Annotated in this window: 17 protein-coding genes; 14 read left to right on the top strand and 3 right to left on the bottom strand. The window is 69.7% G+C overall.

Annotated elements, in window-relative coordinates; genetic code table 11:
* Positions 1-90 precede the first annotated feature (90 nt).
* The 13 genes from map (at position 91) to ABZ470_RS32890 (ending at position 8415) form a co-directional block, all read left to right on the top strand.
* On the top strand, positions 91-909 hold the full coding sequence (gene map / locus ABZ470_RS32950; protein WP_352015595.1) for a type I methionyl aminopeptidase: 819 nt from the start codon (positions 91-93) through the stop codon (positions 907-909).
* A gap of 54 nt (positions 910-963) precedes the next feature.
* Positions 964-1380 (top strand): DUF1707 domain-containing protein, encoded by a 417-nt coding sequence (locus tag ABZ470_RS32945; RefSeq protein WP_352015594.1) that lies wholly within the window; start codon positions 964-966, stop codon positions 1378-1380.
* Between the two features lie 184 nt (positions 1381-1564).
* Positions 1565-2041 carry a hypothetical protein gene (locus ABZ470_RS32940; protein WP_362916342.1) on the top strand — a complete coding sequence of 159 codons (477 nt, stop codon included), beginning with the start codon at positions 1565-1567 and terminating at the stop codon, positions 2039-2041.
* Positions 2022-2771: a class F sortase gene (locus ABZ470_RS32935; RefSeq protein WP_362916340.1), complete on the top strand. Its 750-nt coding sequence runs from the start codon at positions 2022-2024 to the stop codon at positions 2769-2771. The genes ABZ470_RS32940 and ABZ470_RS32935 overlap by 20 nt, the downstream gene beginning before the upstream one ends.
* Positions 2772-2958: 187 nt before the next feature.
* Positions 2959-3180, top strand: coding sequence for a translation initiation factor IF-1 (infA, locus tag ABZ470_RS32930; RefSeq protein WP_012887858.1), 222 nt, complete (start codon positions 2959-2961; stop codon positions 3178-3180).
* A gap of 24 nt (positions 3181-3204) precedes the next feature.
* Entirely contained in the window at positions 3205-3318 is a 114-nt protein-coding gene (gene rpmJ / locus ABZ470_RS32925; protein ID WP_003956441.1) for a 50S ribosomal protein L36, read from the top strand.
* 209 nt (positions 3319-3527) lie between these two features.
* Positions 3528-3908, top strand: coding sequence for a 30S ribosomal protein S13 (rpsM, locus tag ABZ470_RS32920; protein WP_184712621.1), 381 nt, complete (start codon positions 3528-3530; stop codon positions 3906-3908).
* Positions 3909-3953: 45 nt separating this feature from the next.
* Positions 3954-4358 carry a 30S ribosomal protein S11 gene (gene rpsK / locus ABZ470_RS32915; RefSeq protein ID WP_020542285.1) on the top strand — a complete coding sequence of 135 codons (405 nt, stop codon included), beginning with the start codon at positions 3954-3956 and terminating at the stop codon, positions 4356-4358.
* Between the two features lie 20 nt (positions 4359-4378).
* On the top strand, positions 4379-5005 hold the full coding sequence (rpsD, locus tag ABZ470_RS32910) for a 30S ribosomal protein S4 (RefSeq protein ID WP_352015591.1): 627 nt from the start codon (positions 4379-4381) through the stop codon (positions 5003-5005).
* Between the two features lie 98 nt (positions 5006-5103).
* Positions 5104-6120, top strand: a complete 1017-nt coding sequence (locus ABZ470_RS32905; RefSeq protein WP_189246821.1) for a DNA-directed RNA polymerase subunit alpha — start codon at positions 5104-5106, stop codon at positions 6118-6120.
* 90 nt (positions 6121-6210) lie between these two features.
* Positions 6211-6738, top strand: a complete 528-nt coding sequence (gene rplQ, locus ABZ470_RS32900) for a 50S ribosomal protein L17 (protein ID WP_362916338.1) — start codon at positions 6211-6213, stop codon at positions 6736-6738.
* A 105-nt stretch (positions 6739-6843) separates the two neighbouring features.
* Complete coding sequence (gene truA / locus ABZ470_RS32895) at positions 6844-7713, top strand: tRNA pseudouridine(38-40) synthase TruA (RefSeq protein ID WP_362916336.1); 870 nt, start codon at positions 6844-6846, stop codon at positions 7711-7713.
* Between the two features lie 150 nt (positions 7714-7863).
* The gene (locus ABZ470_RS32890; protein ID WP_362916334.1) at positions 7864-8415 is read left to right on the top strand and encodes a phosphotransferase; all 552 of its coding nucleotides are present in this window, start codon (positions 7864-7866) and stop codon (positions 8413-8415) included.
* Between the two features lie 289 nt (positions 8416-8704).
* Here ABZ470_RS32890 and ABZ470_RS32885 read toward each other — a convergent pair whose 3' ends face one another.
* The gene (locus tag ABZ470_RS32885; protein ID WP_362916332.1) at positions 8705-10294 is read right to left on the bottom strand and encodes a hypothetical protein; all 1590 of its coding nucleotides are present in this window, start codon (positions 10292-10294) and stop codon (positions 8705-8707) included.
* A gap of 541 nt (positions 10295-10835) precedes the next feature.
* On the opposite strand from ABZ470_RS32885, the gene ABZ470_RS32880 reads away from it, so the two are divergent.
* On the top strand, positions 10836-11156 hold the full coding sequence (locus ABZ470_RS32880) for a hypothetical protein (protein WP_362916330.1): 321 nt from the start codon (positions 10836-10838) through the stop codon (positions 11154-11156).
* 403 nt (positions 11157-11559) lie between these two features.
* Here the strand turns inward: ABZ470_RS32880 and ABZ470_RS32875 are convergent, their stop codons facing one another.
* Entirely contained in the window at positions 11560-12606 is a 1047-nt protein-coding gene (locus tag ABZ470_RS32875; RefSeq protein WP_362916328.1) for a hypothetical protein, read from the bottom strand.
* Between the two features lie 36 nt (positions 12607-12642).
* Positions 12643-13425 (bottom strand): CAP domain-containing protein, encoded by a 783-nt coding sequence (locus ABZ470_RS32870; RefSeq protein WP_362916326.1) that lies wholly within the window; start codon positions 13423-13425, stop codon positions 12643-12645.
* Positions 13426-13789 lie beyond the last annotated feature (364 nt).

Below are 13789 nucleotides of genomic sequence, written 5' to 3'. Positions count from 1 at the left end.
AACCCCATGGGTGGCGTGCTGTCGTTTAGGGCACAATCGGGGGAATTGGGCTCCCCGACTGCCCGTTGAATCACCCCAGGGGGTGCACACGTGTTCAAGAAGAACAAGCATGGAATTCAGATCAAGTCGCCCGAGCAGCTGGAGAAGATGCGGGCAGCGGGCCTCGTGGTCGGCCGCACGCTGCAACTGCTCCGCGAGAACGTCCGGCCGGGCGTGACGCCGCTGGACCTTGACGGCATCGCGGAGAAGGCGATCCGGGACGAGGGTGCCATCCCCTCCTTCAAGGGCTACCAGGGTTTTCCCGCGACGATCTGCGCCTCCGTGAACCACGAGGTGGTCCACGGCATCCCGAGCGACCGGCGTCCGCTTCGCGAGGGCGACGTCATCTCCATCGACTGCGGCGCCATCCTGGACGGCTGGCACGGAGACTCGGCGATCACCGTCCCGGTCGGAGAGGTCGACCCCAAACTGACCGAGTTGATGCGGGTCACGGAGGAGGCCATGTGGCGGGGCATCGCCGCGCTCACCGTCGGCCGCCATCTGTCCGACATCGGCCACCAGGTCGAGAAATACGTCCGTTCCCAGGGTCGTTATGGCATCCCCCAGGAGTACGGCGGGCACGGTATCGGCACCGAGATGCACATGGACCCCTGGGTGGCCAACCATGGCAAGCCGGGCAAGGGCCTGCGTTTCGAGCCGGGCATGTGCTTCGCGGTCGAACCGATGGTCAATCTCGGCACCGACAGGACCAGGGTGCTGGCCGACGACTGGACCGTCGTCACCGTCGACGGGAAGGCCTCGGCGCACTTCGAGCACAGCGTTGCCGTGACACATAATGGACCTTGGGTACTGACCGCTCTTGATGGCGGAAAAGAGCGGCTTGCCGAACTGTTGGGCGATGCGGGATAACACGTACCGCCCGCTGATGAGCGGATGTGGTCGACCATGATGCCTGGCCCGGAGATGCGAGCCTCTGACGGTGACCGCGACAAGGTCGCGGGAGTGCTGCGTGAGCACTACGCCCAGGGCAGGCTCACCGGCGAGGAGTTCGACGAGCGGCTCGAACGGCTCTACTCCAGCAGGACCTACGGAGAGCTGGCCAGGCTCACCTCCGATCTTCCCGACGTCGACCTGAGGCGGATGACCGCCGCCCCGGTCCCGGCGAACCCCTCGCGTGAGGCCCAGCGCAGGGGCGTGGCGGCGATGTGGGGCTCCTGGGCCGTGGCCAGCGGTGTCAACTGGGTGATCTGGCTCATCATCGGTGTCACGAACGGCCTCGACTTCCCCTATCCGTGGCCGCTGTGGGTCATGGGTCCGTGGGGCGTCATGCTGCTGGTCGCCACGGTCCTCGGCGGGCGGGGCGGCCACCCGAACCGGTGACGCCAGAGGTCCCATACGCGAAAAGCCCTCTCATGATCCGGTCATGAGAGGGCTTTTCGCGTTGTGTCAGTTCTTTACCGCCGGAGGCAGTTGAGGCTGGTGAGAAGGGGTAGGTGATCGTTGCCGGGGCACCGTCGTGAGGTGGGGGTGGATGATGGGCCTCAGACGAGACCCTGTGGCGGCGGTGAAGGTCCTCCTGGGTGCCGGAGCGGTGATCGTGTTCGCGGGAGGCGCCGCCGTACCGGCCGATGTGCGGGTCACGCCTTCGACGGTCACGCCCGGACAGTCGGTGGCCATCGCCGCGGGGGGCTGCGTCGCTCCGGCGACCGCCTACTCGGCCGCCTTCGCCTCGACCTCGGCGCGACTGAGGGGCAGGGCCGAGACGATGCGCGGGACCGCCCGTATCAACCCCCACGCCGCACCCGGCACCTACGCCGTCACCGTCCGCTGCGTCAGGGGCGGGCCCTACGACGGCACCTTCGTCGTCGACGAGCCTCACCCGGTCCTCGCTCCGGACACCGGGGGCGGCGGCCTGGCGATGCACGCTCCCGGTGGCGCCACCCGCACCGCCTGGCTCTTCGGAGCCCTGGCCATGGTCGTCACGGTCCTCGGATCGGCCCTGGCGCTGACGCGCGGGCACCGTGGACAGGGCGGCCACTAGACCTCCGTGCCCGTCCGGAACCGTCAGCGCGCGGCATCGGCGGGGCCGCGCCCCGGCCGGGCACGGATTCATCCACCGTTTCGTCCTGTTGTGGGCGCTGGCTCTCGCGGCGGGCTGCGGCGCCGTACCGGGAGGCGGGGCTGTGAGGGGTCCCGCGCGCTCTGTGGCGGCCCAGGCCGGGTCGCCGCCGGGGGAACGGGCAGTGGGCGGGCCGGGCTGGCCCGCGCCGATCACACGCCCGCTGGGCCGCGCGGAGCCGACACGCGTGGTGATCCCGCGCATCGGGGTGGACGCCCCGCTCGTGGTGCTCGGCGTGGAGGGGGACGGCAGGCTCGCCGTACCGCCGCTCGACCACGCCGACGCGGCCGGCTGGTACGGCGGCGGCCCGGCCCCGGGGGAGTCCGGCTCCGCGGTCATCGTCGGCCATCTCGACACCAGGACGGGACCGGCGGTCTTCGCCAGGCTCGGCGAGCTGGACCCCGGGGACGCGGTCGGGGTGGTCCGTGCCGACGGCACCGTCGCGGTCTTCGCGGTCGAGCGCGTCGAACAGGCTCCGAAGGCCCACTTCCCGGCCGAGCGGGTGTACGGCCCGACGGACGGGCGGCGGCTGAGACTGGTCACCTGCGGGGGCAGCTTTGACCAGGTGAGCCGCTCCTACGCCGACAACGTGATCGTCCACGCCCGGTACCGGGCGGGGTACCGCGCTTCGGATCTGCGGTATTCTGAGTAGCGGTTGTGTCAAGGTACCGGCCGTCTGTTTCGCATTTCATCGCCCGGTGCCGTACACTCCTTCTTCGGTTCACTATGACTCATTGCGCATCGACGGTGTCGCAACCGTCGCTCTCATCGAAGCGCTGGGTCGCGGCTGCGTAGTGTTCCAAGAGCCTCAGACGACCGATCAGTGAAACGCGAGGGACATGGCCAAGAAGGACGGCGCCATCGAGATCGAGGGCACTGTGGTTGAGTCGCTCCCGAACGCGATGTTCAGGGTGCAGCTCGACAACGGCCATAAGGTCCTGGCCCACATCAGCGGGCGGATGCGGATGCACTACATCCGAATCCTTCCTGACGACAGGGTTGTCGTCGAACTGAGCCCCTACGACCTCAGTCGTGGGCGGATCGTCTACCGATACAAGTAAGCGTCTGAGGGACGAATAAGGACTATGAAGGTCAAGCCGAGCGTCAAGAAGATCTGTGACAAGTGCAAGGTGATTCGCCGGCACGGTCGCGTCATGGTGATCTGCGACAACCTGCGCCACAAGCAGCGTCAGGGCTAGTCCAGAAAAGGCCCACACGGAGTCCGCTCATCAGTGGCGGACTCGACCCATGTCGGGCCACAAAGTAATCGCGCCCCACACTCGCGCAGGCGACCTTCGGGTCGTACCACGCGGGAGACCCCCGGTCGGAGGCCGGGGCCCTCACCCCGGGCATGGGGAGGGGAAGCGGGGCGTAGGACCTCCGCCACAACGAAGGAGAATGCCCGACCATGGCTCGCCTGGTTGGCGTCGACCTCCCCCGCGACAAGCGGCTGGAGATCGCTCTCACCTACATTTACGGAATCGGCCGCACCCGCGCGCTTGAGACCCTCAAGGCCACCGGCATCAACGGTGACCTGCGGGTCCACCAGCTCACCGACGAGGAACTGGTGCCGCTGCGCGACTACATCGAGGCCAACTTCAAGATCGAAGGCGACCTCCGCCGTGAGGTCCAGGCCGACATCCGTCGCAAGATCGAGATTCAGTGCTACCAGGGCATCCGGCACCGCCGTGGCCTCCCGGTGCACGGTCAGCGCACGCAGACCAACGCGCGCACCCGTAAGGGCAAGAAGAAGACCGTGGCCGGCAAGAAGAAGCCCGGTAAGAAGTAGTCCGCGTAGCCGCAGGACCGAACACCTCAGGAGTGAAGGCAAGCAATGCCTCCTAAGAGCCGCCAGGGTGCCCCGAAGAAGGTGCGCCGCAAGGAAAAGAAGAACGTCGCTCACGGGCACGCCCACATCAAGAGCACGTTCAACAACACGATCGTCTCGATCACCGACCCGAACGGGAACGTGATCTCCTGGGCCAGCGCCGGCCACGTCGGGTTCAAGGGCTCCCGTAAGTCCACCCCGTTCGCCGCGCAGATGGCCGCCGAGAACGCCGCCCGCCGCGCCATGGAGCACGGCATGCGCAAGGTCGACGTCTTCGTCAAGGGTCCCGGCTCCGGCCGTGAGACCGCGATTCGTTCGCTGCAGGCGACCGGCCTTGAGGTTGGCTCCATTCAGGATGTCACCCCGGTGCCGCACAACGGCTGCCGTCCGCCCAAGCGCCGTCGCGTCTGACGCCCAGGAGAAGATAGAAAATGGCTCGTTACACGGGTGCGGACTGCAAGCTCTGCCGCAGGGAGAAGACCAAGCTCTTCCTCAAGGGCAAGAAGTGCGAGTCCGCGAAGTGCCCCATCGAGATCCGTCCTTACCCGCCGGGTGAGCACGGCCGCGGCCGTCCGAAGGAGTCTGAGTACCAGCTCCAGCTTCGTGAGAAGCAGAAGACCCGCCGCATCTACGGCGTCCTCGAGAAGCAGTTCCACAACTACTACGAGGAAGCCAACCGCAAGTCCGGCAAGACCGGCGAGAACCTCCTCCAGATCCTGGAGAGCCGTCTCGACAACGTGGTCTACCGCGCCGGCTTCGCCGAGTCCCGCGACGCCGCCCGCCAGCAGGTGCGCCACGGCCACATCCTGGTGAACGGCAAGAAGGTCGACATCCCGTCGTACCGCGTGCGTGAGCACGACATCGTCGAGGTGCGCGAGAAGGCCCGCAACCTTCTGCCCTACGAGGTGGCCCGCGCCACCGCCGGTGACAAGACCTACCCGGCCTGGCTGGGTGTCGCTCCCGAGGCTCTGCGCGTGCTGGTCCACCAGCTCCCGGTCCGTCAGCAGATCGACACGCAGGTCCAGGAGCAGCTGATCGTCGAGCTCTACTCCAAGTAGTGGCTTCGAGGGTGCCGTACGGTTCGCCGTACGGCACCTATGCTGTTTATCCGAGCGACGTCAAATAGCGGGCGTCGCCATGCAGGGGGAGTTTCCACATGCTGATCGCTCAGCGTCCCACTCTCCTCGAGGAATCCCTTGAGGAGACCCGCTCCAAGTTCGTCATCGAGCCGCTGGAGCCGGGCTTCGGCTACACCATCGGCAACTCGCTGCGGCGCACGCTGCTGTCGTCCATCCCGGGCGCGGCCGTGACCAGCATCCGCATCGAGGGCGTGCTGCACGAGTTCTCCACGGTTCCCGGGGTCAAGGAGGATGTCACCGACATCATCCTGAACCTCAAGGAGCTGGTCGTCTCCTCCGAGCACGACGAGCCCGTGGTCATGTACCTGCGCAAGCAGGGCCCCGGTGACGTCACCGCCGCCGACATCGCGCCCCCGGCCGGTGTCGAGGTGCACAACCCCGAGCTGCGCATCGCCACGCTGAACGGCAAGGCGAAGCTGGAGATGGAGCTGACGGTCGAGCGTGGCCGTGGCTACGTCTCCGCCGCGCAGAACAAGCAGCCCGGCCAGGAGATCGGTCGCATCCCGATCGACTCCATCTACTCGCCGGTCCTCAAGGTCACCTACAAGGTCGAGGCGACCCGTGTCGAGCAGCGCACGGACTTCGACCGGCTGATCCTGGACGTCGAGACCAAGCCCTGCATGAAGCCCCGCGACGCGGTGGCCTCCGCGGGCAAGACCCTCGTCGAGCTGTTCGGCCTGGCCAGGGAGCTCAACGTCGAGGCCGAGGGCATCGACATCGGCCCGTCGCCGACGGACGCGGCCCTGGCCGCCGACCTGGCGCTGCCGATCGAGGAGCTGAACCTCACCGTCCGCTCCTACAACTGCCTCAAGCGCGAGGGCATCCACACCGTGGGTGAGCTCGTGGCCCGCAGCGAGCAGGACCTCCTGGACATCCGCAACTTCGGTGCCAAGTCCATCGAAGAGGTCAAGCAGAAGCTGCACGAGATGTCGCTCGCGCTGAAGGACTCCCCGCCCGGATTCGACCCGAGCGCGGTGGCCGGTGGCGGCTACGACGATGACGACAGCGCCTACGTCGAGACCGAGCAGTACTGATTTTCATCTGACGGGGGCCGGCCGACCGGCCCCCGGCCTGACCGCGGTACCTCGTACGGCCGCGGCGGGTTAACTCTCAAGGAGAACGAAATGCCCAGGCCCACCAAGGGTGCCCGTCTCGGCGGCAGCCCGGCTCACGAGCGGCTGATCCTGGCGAACCTCGCCACCCAGCTGTTCCAGCACGGCCGGATCAAGACCACCGAGGCGAAGGCCAAGCGTCTGCGCCCGCTGGCGGAGAAGCTGATCACCAAGGCCAAGAAGGGCGACATGCACAACCGTCGCCAGGTGCTGACGGTCGTGCGTGACAAGAGCGTCGTGCACCACCTGTTCACCGAGATCGCGCCGACGTTCGCCGAGCGTCCCGGTGGCTACACCCGCATCACGAAGGTCGGCCTCCGTAAGGGCGACGCCGCCCCCATGGCCGTCATCGAGCTGGTGTCCGAGCCGCTGAACACGGTCACCACCACCCGCCAGGCCCCGGCCGCCGCTCCCGCCGCCACGGAGGAGCCGAAGGCCGAGGAGACCCCCGCGGTCGAGGCCGCCGAGGCTCAGGCGGAGGAGGCCCCCGCGGCCGAGGCTCCCGCCGAGGAGACCGAGGGCAAGAAGGACAACGCCTGATCTTCCAGGCTCTCCGGACGGGTCCGGCTTCCTCCACACCGGAGGTGCCGGGCCCGTTCTTCTTTTCCCGGGTCCTCCCGGGGTTCTCTCAGGAGGGACGACATCGTGGTACGGCTGCGCCTTGACCTCGCCTACGACGGCACCGGCTTCTCAGGCTGGGCTCGGCAGCCGGGGCGCAGGACGGTCCAGGGGGAGATCGAGGAAGCGCTCGGCAAGGTCTTCAGGTTGCCGGAGCCCCCGTCGCTGACCGTGGCGGGACGGACCGACGCCGGAGTGCACGCCAGAGGACAGGTGGCCCACGTCGATCTGGAGCCCGAGGTGTTCGGCGCACTGGACAGCAGGCACCAGGCGGTTCCCCTTGAGGACCCGGTCGCCGACCGGCTGCCCGTCCTGATCAGGCGGCTGGCCGGGATCCTGCCCGCCGACGTCAGGGTCCACCGGGTCACCGTGGCCCCCGAGGGCTTCGACGCCCGCTTCTCCGCGATGTCGCGACGCTACGCCTACCGGGTCTGCGACGCCCCCGGCGGGGGTGACCCGCTGCGCCGTCACGAGGTCGTCTGGTATCCCCGCCCTCTCGACCTGGACCGGCTCAACGCCGCCGCGTCGGCACTGCTGGGCGAGCACGACTTCGCGGCCTTCTGCAAGAAGCGCGAGGGCGCGACCACGATCCGCGAGCTCCAGCGGCTCGACTGGGCCAGGGAGGGGGACCTGCTGGTGGCGACGGTCGTCGCGGACGCCTTCTGCCACTCGATGGTCAGGGCGCTGGTCGGGTCGCTGCTGCCGGTCGGGGAGGGGCGCCTGCCGGTCGACTGGCCGGGGCAGGTGCTGACGCGTGCCGTACGGGACTCGGCGGTGCATGTCGCGCCCGCGCACGGTCTGTGCCTTGAGGAGGTGCGTTACCCGGAGGGGGAGGCGCTGGCGCGCCGGGCGGCGCTGACCCGGCGGGTGCGCACGCTCGGAGCCTCCGAGGCGTGATCCGGTCGCCCGGCCGTACGGCGGGCGCGATCTGGCCGACAGCTGTATTCCTGTCCCCACGCCCCCACCGGTCGGGAGCGGCCCAGGCGGGAGTGGACGGCGAGGGTAACCTCTGCACACGTGCTAGATGAGGAGATCTTGCAGGGTTGCGTGCATCTACGCCTCGGCGACACGGTTCGCAGGCCCACGCACCCGTGGACACCGGCCGTCCACGCGTTGCTCCGGTACCTGGAGGAGGTGGGGTTCCCCCACTCACCGCGGGTGCTGGGAACCGACCAGGAGGGCCGTGAGATCCTCACCTACCCGGACGGCGAATCCGGTCCGCGGAGCCGGGCCAAGGTGGTCGAGGATCCAGGGCTGACGGCCTTCGCCCGCCTGCTACGCGACTATCATGACGCGGTCGCCGGCTTTCGCCCGCCTCAGGGACTCAGATGGTCCGGCGGCGAGGCGGAACCGCGCGATGACGAGGTGATCTGTCATGAAGACTTCGGGCCGTGGAACATCGTCTGGCGGGGCGAACACCCCGTGGGAATCCTGGTCTGGGACTACGCCCGGCCCAGGCCGCGACTGCACGACATCGCCTACGCGCTGGAATACGTCGCGCCGTTCCGCGACGACGCCGAATGCCTGCGCTGGCTGCGTTACCCCACGCCCCCGACCGGCGTCACCGCCTGGAGCTTTTCGCCACGGCCTACTGCCTGACCTCGACCACGGGTCTGATCGATGCGGTCATCGACGTTCAACGAGACGTCATCGAGCAGGTACGCCGACCACCAACGGCTTCCTCGACGAGGCGGGCAGACGGCTGGCATGGAGCCGAGCCAACCGCCACCTGCTCGAATAGCACGATCGACGACCGCAGCGCGGCCACGGCGCGGGGCGGCACCTGTCACCCGCGACCGTCCCGCGCGTGCCGCCTGGCCGTACGGCGGGCGCTGTCTTCAGGGGTGGCCCGCTCTTCAGGGGCGGACTGCCGCGTGACCGGCGCCGGTCAGCTGGTTATACGGCGCTCGATGACCTTGGCGGTCTCGTCGCGGAAGGCGCCGCTGACCTTGCCCAGGTGCTTCTCCTTGGCCGTCGGGGTGTGGCCGTCGCTGAAGGTGGCGTAGCTGAAGACGATGTAGCGTCCCCAGACCAAGCCGGCGGCGTAGCCGCCCGCGATGCCGACGCGCTCGGCTCCGCTGCCCGAGCCTCCCGGCAGGCCACGGAACCACAGGTTGCTGCCCAGGTTCTTCGTCCGGTCGACCTCGACGGCCGACTGCAGGGTGGGCAGTACCGCGATTCCCGTGGTCACGGCGTACTTGCGTTTGCTGTCGACGTACGTGGCCCGAAGCACCTGGCGGCAGTCCTGGGTGGCCAACGTGTTGGCGAACCTGCCCGCCGCGGCCTCGTCACACTTGTCGGTCACCTCAGTCTTGACCCGGACGAATGTGGCACCGGCCAGGGTCACCTTCTTGGTGAAGGCGTCGGCCACGGTCATCTTGCCCGGGTCTGTCTTCTCGGAGTTGAGGATCTCGGTCTTGATCGGGTCAGGCTCGGGAGGGGCGTTCGGGTCGTCGGTGGGTTCGACGGGCGGGGCGGTGGGGGCCGGGGTCTCCGCGCTGGCCGACCGCCTGGCGTTGAACGACTGGTAGGCGAAGAAGGCCCCGGTGCCGGTACCGCCGACCACGACGGCGACCACGGCCGCGAGCAGGACGGTGTTGACGCGCTTGCGCGGCGGAGCGGTGGGGAGCGGCGGAATCTCCTGGACGACCGCGGACGGTGGGGTGAACGGCCCACGCTCGACCTCGGCCGACGGGCGCGGGGCCGACGGCCTGCCAGGAGGGGGATTGCCCGTCGGGGCGGCGAGCGGCGCCGTGACCACCGGTATGCCCCTGGGCGGGGTCGGATGGTCGCCCTGCTCGGGAGGCGGGGCCGACGTCCTGTCGATCACGCCGGGCGCGTCGGCCCCCAGGGGAACGGGAGTCTGGTCCTTCTCCACCGGGGGCGGGCCTTCGAGGCCGGGGGCCTCCTGTTCCCGCTCCTGAACGGGAGGTTGGGGGGCGGCGTCCGGCCGGGGCGCCGGGGAGCCGGGGTTGTCCTGCGCGCGCCCACGACGCACGGGGAGCGGGGCCTGGTCGCTCTTGCGGACCCTGACGGTGCTCTCGTCGTCGGCGATTGCGTCCTGTGGCGTCTCGTTCTCGGCGCCCTCGGTCCAGACAGGCTCTCCGGAGGCCGCGGGCCACCGCGAGGCGTCGTTGGGGTCCTGTCCGGGGGAGGGCCACACCTGCATCCCCGCGGCGGCGGCCGTGAAGGCCGGAGGAGGCTGCCAGGACGGCGCGTCGGGCTCGACCGGCGCCGCCGTCGGCGGGCGGTCCTCCTGCTGGGGCTGCGGAGGCGCGCCGGGCGGGGTGCCCTGCGGGGACGTGTTGAACGGGGTGTTCTGCCAGGACTGCGGGGACGTGTCGCGCGGAGCGTCCTGCCAAGGCTGGGAAGGGGCGTTGACGGGGCCGCTCTGTGGGGGCGTGCCCCAGGAGAGCGGTGGTCCCGCCGGTTCGGCCGGGGGAGCCCACGGTGTCTGGCCCCCTGGTTCTCCGGTCACGGGACCCCATGGCTGCGGCCCCGGCGGCGCGGGTGGCGCGGAGGGGACGGGAGAGGCCCCAGGCGGTGGTTCAGGACGTGATTCAGGCAGCGGTCCGGGCGGGGCCCACGGCTGGGCCGGAGGGCCACCGGGGACGGGCGGTGCCTGCCACGTGGGTCCCTGCTGGGCGGGCGGTGTGTTCCAGGGCGGTCCTGGAGGCTGGGCCGGCGCGGGCCCCGGCTGACCTGCGGGGGACCACGGCGCGGGACCGGCCTGGACGGGGGGCTGCCCCTGTGACGCGTACGGGACGGGGGCCGGGCCTTGGAGGTCGGTTCGTCCCTGCGGCACGTACGGGGTGGGGGTCGGCCCCTGTGGTGTGTTCGGGACAGGGATCTGTCCCTGGGGGGCGATCTGAGCGGAGTGCTGTCCTTGAGGCGCGTTCGGGGCGAGAGGCTGCCCTTGGGGTCCGATCTGTGCGGGACGCGACTCCTGGAGGCCAGGCCGGTCCTGCGGTCCTGATGGTTCCTGAGGTCCGGCCTGAGAGGGCGGCGGTCCTGGACGCGTGCCGGGAGCCGGGGGGGTCCAGGAAGGCGGGGCACCCCACGACGGCGGAGCGGCCGGGCCGGACGGCTCACGGGAGGCGGCGGGGCCGCTCCATGGCCGGGTCGGCGGCTCTTCGGGGGAGTCGTTCCACGGTGGAGTGGGTTCCCCGGGGGCCGCCGACGGCTGCGGCGGCAGGCCGGAGGCACCGTTCGGGTCTCCCTGCCCGGGGTTCTCGGTCCAGGAGATGACGGCGGGCACCGCGGGGGAGACGTCCGGCCACGGCCGGGCCGGAGGCTCCCCGGTCCCCCCGGGAGGGGAGACGCCGGGGCCGTACGGCTGAGCGGTCCCGCCCGGGTGCCGTCCTTCCTGCCGGGCACCGGGCCACGGGGTGGGAAGGTCGTCCTCGGGGTCGGAGAACCAGTCGTAGGGCGTGCCGCCGTCGCCGGGCACCACCCATGGCTGGGCGGCTCCCGGCGAGGACTCCGGCCATGCCGGAGACTCGCGGAGCTGGTCGTCACCTGTGAGGTCTGTCCGCGGCACGTGCGGCGAAGGCTGACCGAAACTCGGCGGGGGCGTCGCCGGTGCGGCCGAACCGTCGGCTTCGCGCTTGTGCTCGGACCCGGATTCCTGGCCACGCATAGGTGGAAGAGTAGCGACAGCCAGAGATCATCATGTGGGTATGGGTGTTCCTGGCCGGATCGCCCGCCAGTTTTATCCGGGGAAGTTGCCGTATGAACCTTTGGTCAGGGGCGCTTTCCGGTCAGCGAACGGGATTCGAGGGCCGGGGTCACGGTGGCGTCCACGGTTCCGAAGGCCGCCTGGTTGAGCCGCTTGACCTCGGACTTCTTGGGCAGGTGGCCGTCCTTGAACTGGAACCAGACCATCACGGCGTAGTGCCCGTGCCGCCACCCTCCGGCGAACGCCTCGCCGGAGCCGAGAGATTTGGTGACCTTGTCCTTACCGGGCAGCGCCTTGAGGTACTCCTTGCGCGACTTGCCCGCCCCCGCCGAGACGACCTTGGCAGCCGCGGCCGACGTCTTGAGGTTGGCGACGCCCACGGTTCCGATGATCTTCCCAGAGGCGTCGCGGAAGCTGGCCCGCAGCAGCTGGGTGCACTTGCCCGCCGCCAGCGCCTTCTGGAGCTTGTCGCCGACCACGGCGTCCTTGCACTTCTTGTCCACCCTGCGGACCGTCATCAGATAGTTGCGGCCGCCGTAGGAGACCTTCTTGCGAGGGAACAGCTCGTTGAGCGTGAGCGCGTACGGATCGGTCTTGCGGGCGGCCGCGAAGCCGAACTTGCCGCCGGGAGGCTGGGGGACGACCGGGGCGCTTGAGCTCCGTGTGGGGGCGGCCGTGCCGGGGGAGGGCGTGGAGTCGGAGTTCACGAGCATGGTGAGGCCGACGCCACCCGCGACGAGCACGGCGAGCGCGCCCAGCGCGACGTACAGCGGCCGCCGAGAGCGCGGACCCTCGTCGTACGGGCTCCACATCTTCTGCCCCCGCGACATCTTCTGGCCCCGTGCCGGGGGCTCGGGGGCGGAGGGGCCGGAGGCGTCGGGAGCCGGTGCGGGAGGCCGTGCCCCCGGAAGGGGGCCCGGCGTGGTGCCGGGGGCGGAGGTGTGTCCGGGGGCCGTGCCGTACGGCGGCGTCTCGGCGGGGCGCTCTCCCGTGCCGGGGCCCTGCGGAGCGGGGTCGAACCAGTGCTCTCCCCGTACGGGCGGGACCTGAGCCTCAGGGCCATCAGGCTGGACGTACGGCTGGCGGCGCGGCGGTTCCCCGGGAAAACCCATGCCGCAGAGACTAGCCCGCTCCCCGGGCCGGTTCACTCAGGAGTAGCCGAAGTCCTGAGTCCACCAGGGGCCGCTGATACCGCCCATCACGCCCACCCCGGTCGCCTTGAGCGAGCAGTTGAGGATGTTGCCCCGGTGGCTGGTGCTGGCCAGCCAGCCCCGTACCGCGTCGGAGGCCGTGGCGAAGCCCCGGCCGATGTTCTCCGCGCCTCCGTTGCGGTAGCCCGCGTCCTCCATCCGCTGCCAGGGCGAACGCCCGTCGGGGGAGGCGTGGGAGAAGACGTCGCTGGCGGCCATCTCGGCGGAGTGGGCCCTGGCCGACTGGACGAGCCGCCTGTCGACCCGGAACGGCGCGCATCCTGCCCGCCTGCGCTGGACGTTGACGAGCCTGACGAACTCCCTCTCCAGGGAGCTCAGCGGGGCGGCGGAGGTGACGGTGTTCTCCCTGCCGCCGATGTTCTGGTTGTCCCCGCCGATGATGTAGCGAGGGCCGTTGTCGGTGCCGAGGTCGTCGAGGGGGGCCCGGGGCAGGTTGGTGGCTCGGGGACTCGGGGACGTGTCCGGCCTCGCGGGAGAGGGGGTGGGACGGATGACCCGCCCGAGTAGGGGACGGCCGGCGGAGTGTCCCTGTTCGGCGGCGACCGTCTGCGTCGGTTGTGCCGGTCCCGCGTTGTTCAGATAGATCTTCGGGGTTTCCTCGTCACGGCTTCCCCGCCCGATGAGATACCCCAGGAGCAGCACCGTCATCAGGCAGGCGAACAGCCCCATACGGCGCAGACCGGTCCGCTGGGTGTCGCGAAGGTGAGGGAGCTGCCACATTCCGCTGCCAAAGATAGAGATGTTTGTGCTGAGGAAGAAGAGAATGTCAAGAACGTGTTGGAACCGTTCTATGAAGAACGAGAAGACCGATCGTGGCGGTGGTCCGGCGGGGTGACGCCGTACGGGTAGACTGCTCGGGGACACCGGTGGGACGCGGCCTGGTTTTGACCCGTGCTCGTCCGCGCCGGTACCCTGCTAGTTCGTTGTGTGCGAATTGGTCCCCTCGGTGGACCGATGCGCGGCGCGTCCGGCGTCATCTCCTGCGTCTTGGGAGACGGAAGGTCCGGGCTGTCGTGTGCCCGCACCTACCGACCATGTTGCTGTCATCTCCGACAGCGCCGAAGACGCGAGCAAAGAAGGCATA

It is taken from the genome of Streptosporangium sp. NPDC020072 (assembly GCF_040631445.1).
In the GTDB taxonomy this organism is placed as follows: Bacteria; Actinomycetota; Actinomycetes; order Streptosporangiales; family Streptosporangiaceae; genus Streptosporangium.
Note: the sequence above shows the minus strand (reverse complement) of the source record. Positions and strands in the feature narration are given on the sequence as shown.

Excerpts from the sequence above, each read along its gene's own strand:
- ABZ470_RS32945 (WP_352015594.1), top strand. The coding sequence starts at position 964 with ATGCGAGCCTCTGACGGTGACCGCGACAAGGTCGCGGGAGTGCTGCGT.
- infA (WP_012887858.1), top strand. The coding sequence starts at position 2,959 with ATGGCCAAGAAGGACGGCGCCATCGAGATCGAGGGCACTGTGGTTGAG.
- rpmJ (WP_003956441.1), top strand. The coding sequence starts at position 3,205 with ATGAAGGTCAAGCCGAGCGTCAAGAAGATCTGTGACAAGTGCAAGGTG.
- rpsM (WP_184712621.1), top strand. The coding sequence starts at position 3,528 with ATGGCTCGCCTGGTTGGCGTCGACCTCCCCCGCGACAAGCGGCTGGAG.
- rpsK (WP_020542285.1), top strand. The coding sequence starts at position 3,954 with ATGCCTCCTAAGAGCCGCCAGGGTGCCCCGAAGAAGGTGCGCCGCAAG.
- rpsD (WP_352015591.1), top strand. The coding sequence starts at position 4,379 with ATGGCTCGTTACACGGGTGCGGACTGCAAGCTCTGCCGCAGGGAGAAG.
- ABZ470_RS32905 (WP_189246821.1), top strand. The coding sequence starts at position 5,104 with ATGCTGATCGCTCAGCGTCCCACTCTCCTCGAGGAATCCCTTGAGGAG.
- rplQ (WP_362916338.1), top strand. The coding sequence starts at position 6,211 with ATGCCCAGGCCCACCAAGGGTGCCCGTCTCGGCGGCAGCCCGGCTCAC.
- ABZ470_RS32875 (WP_362916328.1), bottom strand. The coding sequence starts at position 12,606 with ATGGGTTTTCCCGGGGAACCGCCGCGCCGCCAGCCGTACGTCCAGCCT.
- ABZ470_RS32870 (WP_362916326.1), bottom strand. The coding sequence starts at position 13,425 with ATGTGGCAGCTCCCTCACCTTCGCGACACCCAGCGGACCGGTCTGCGC.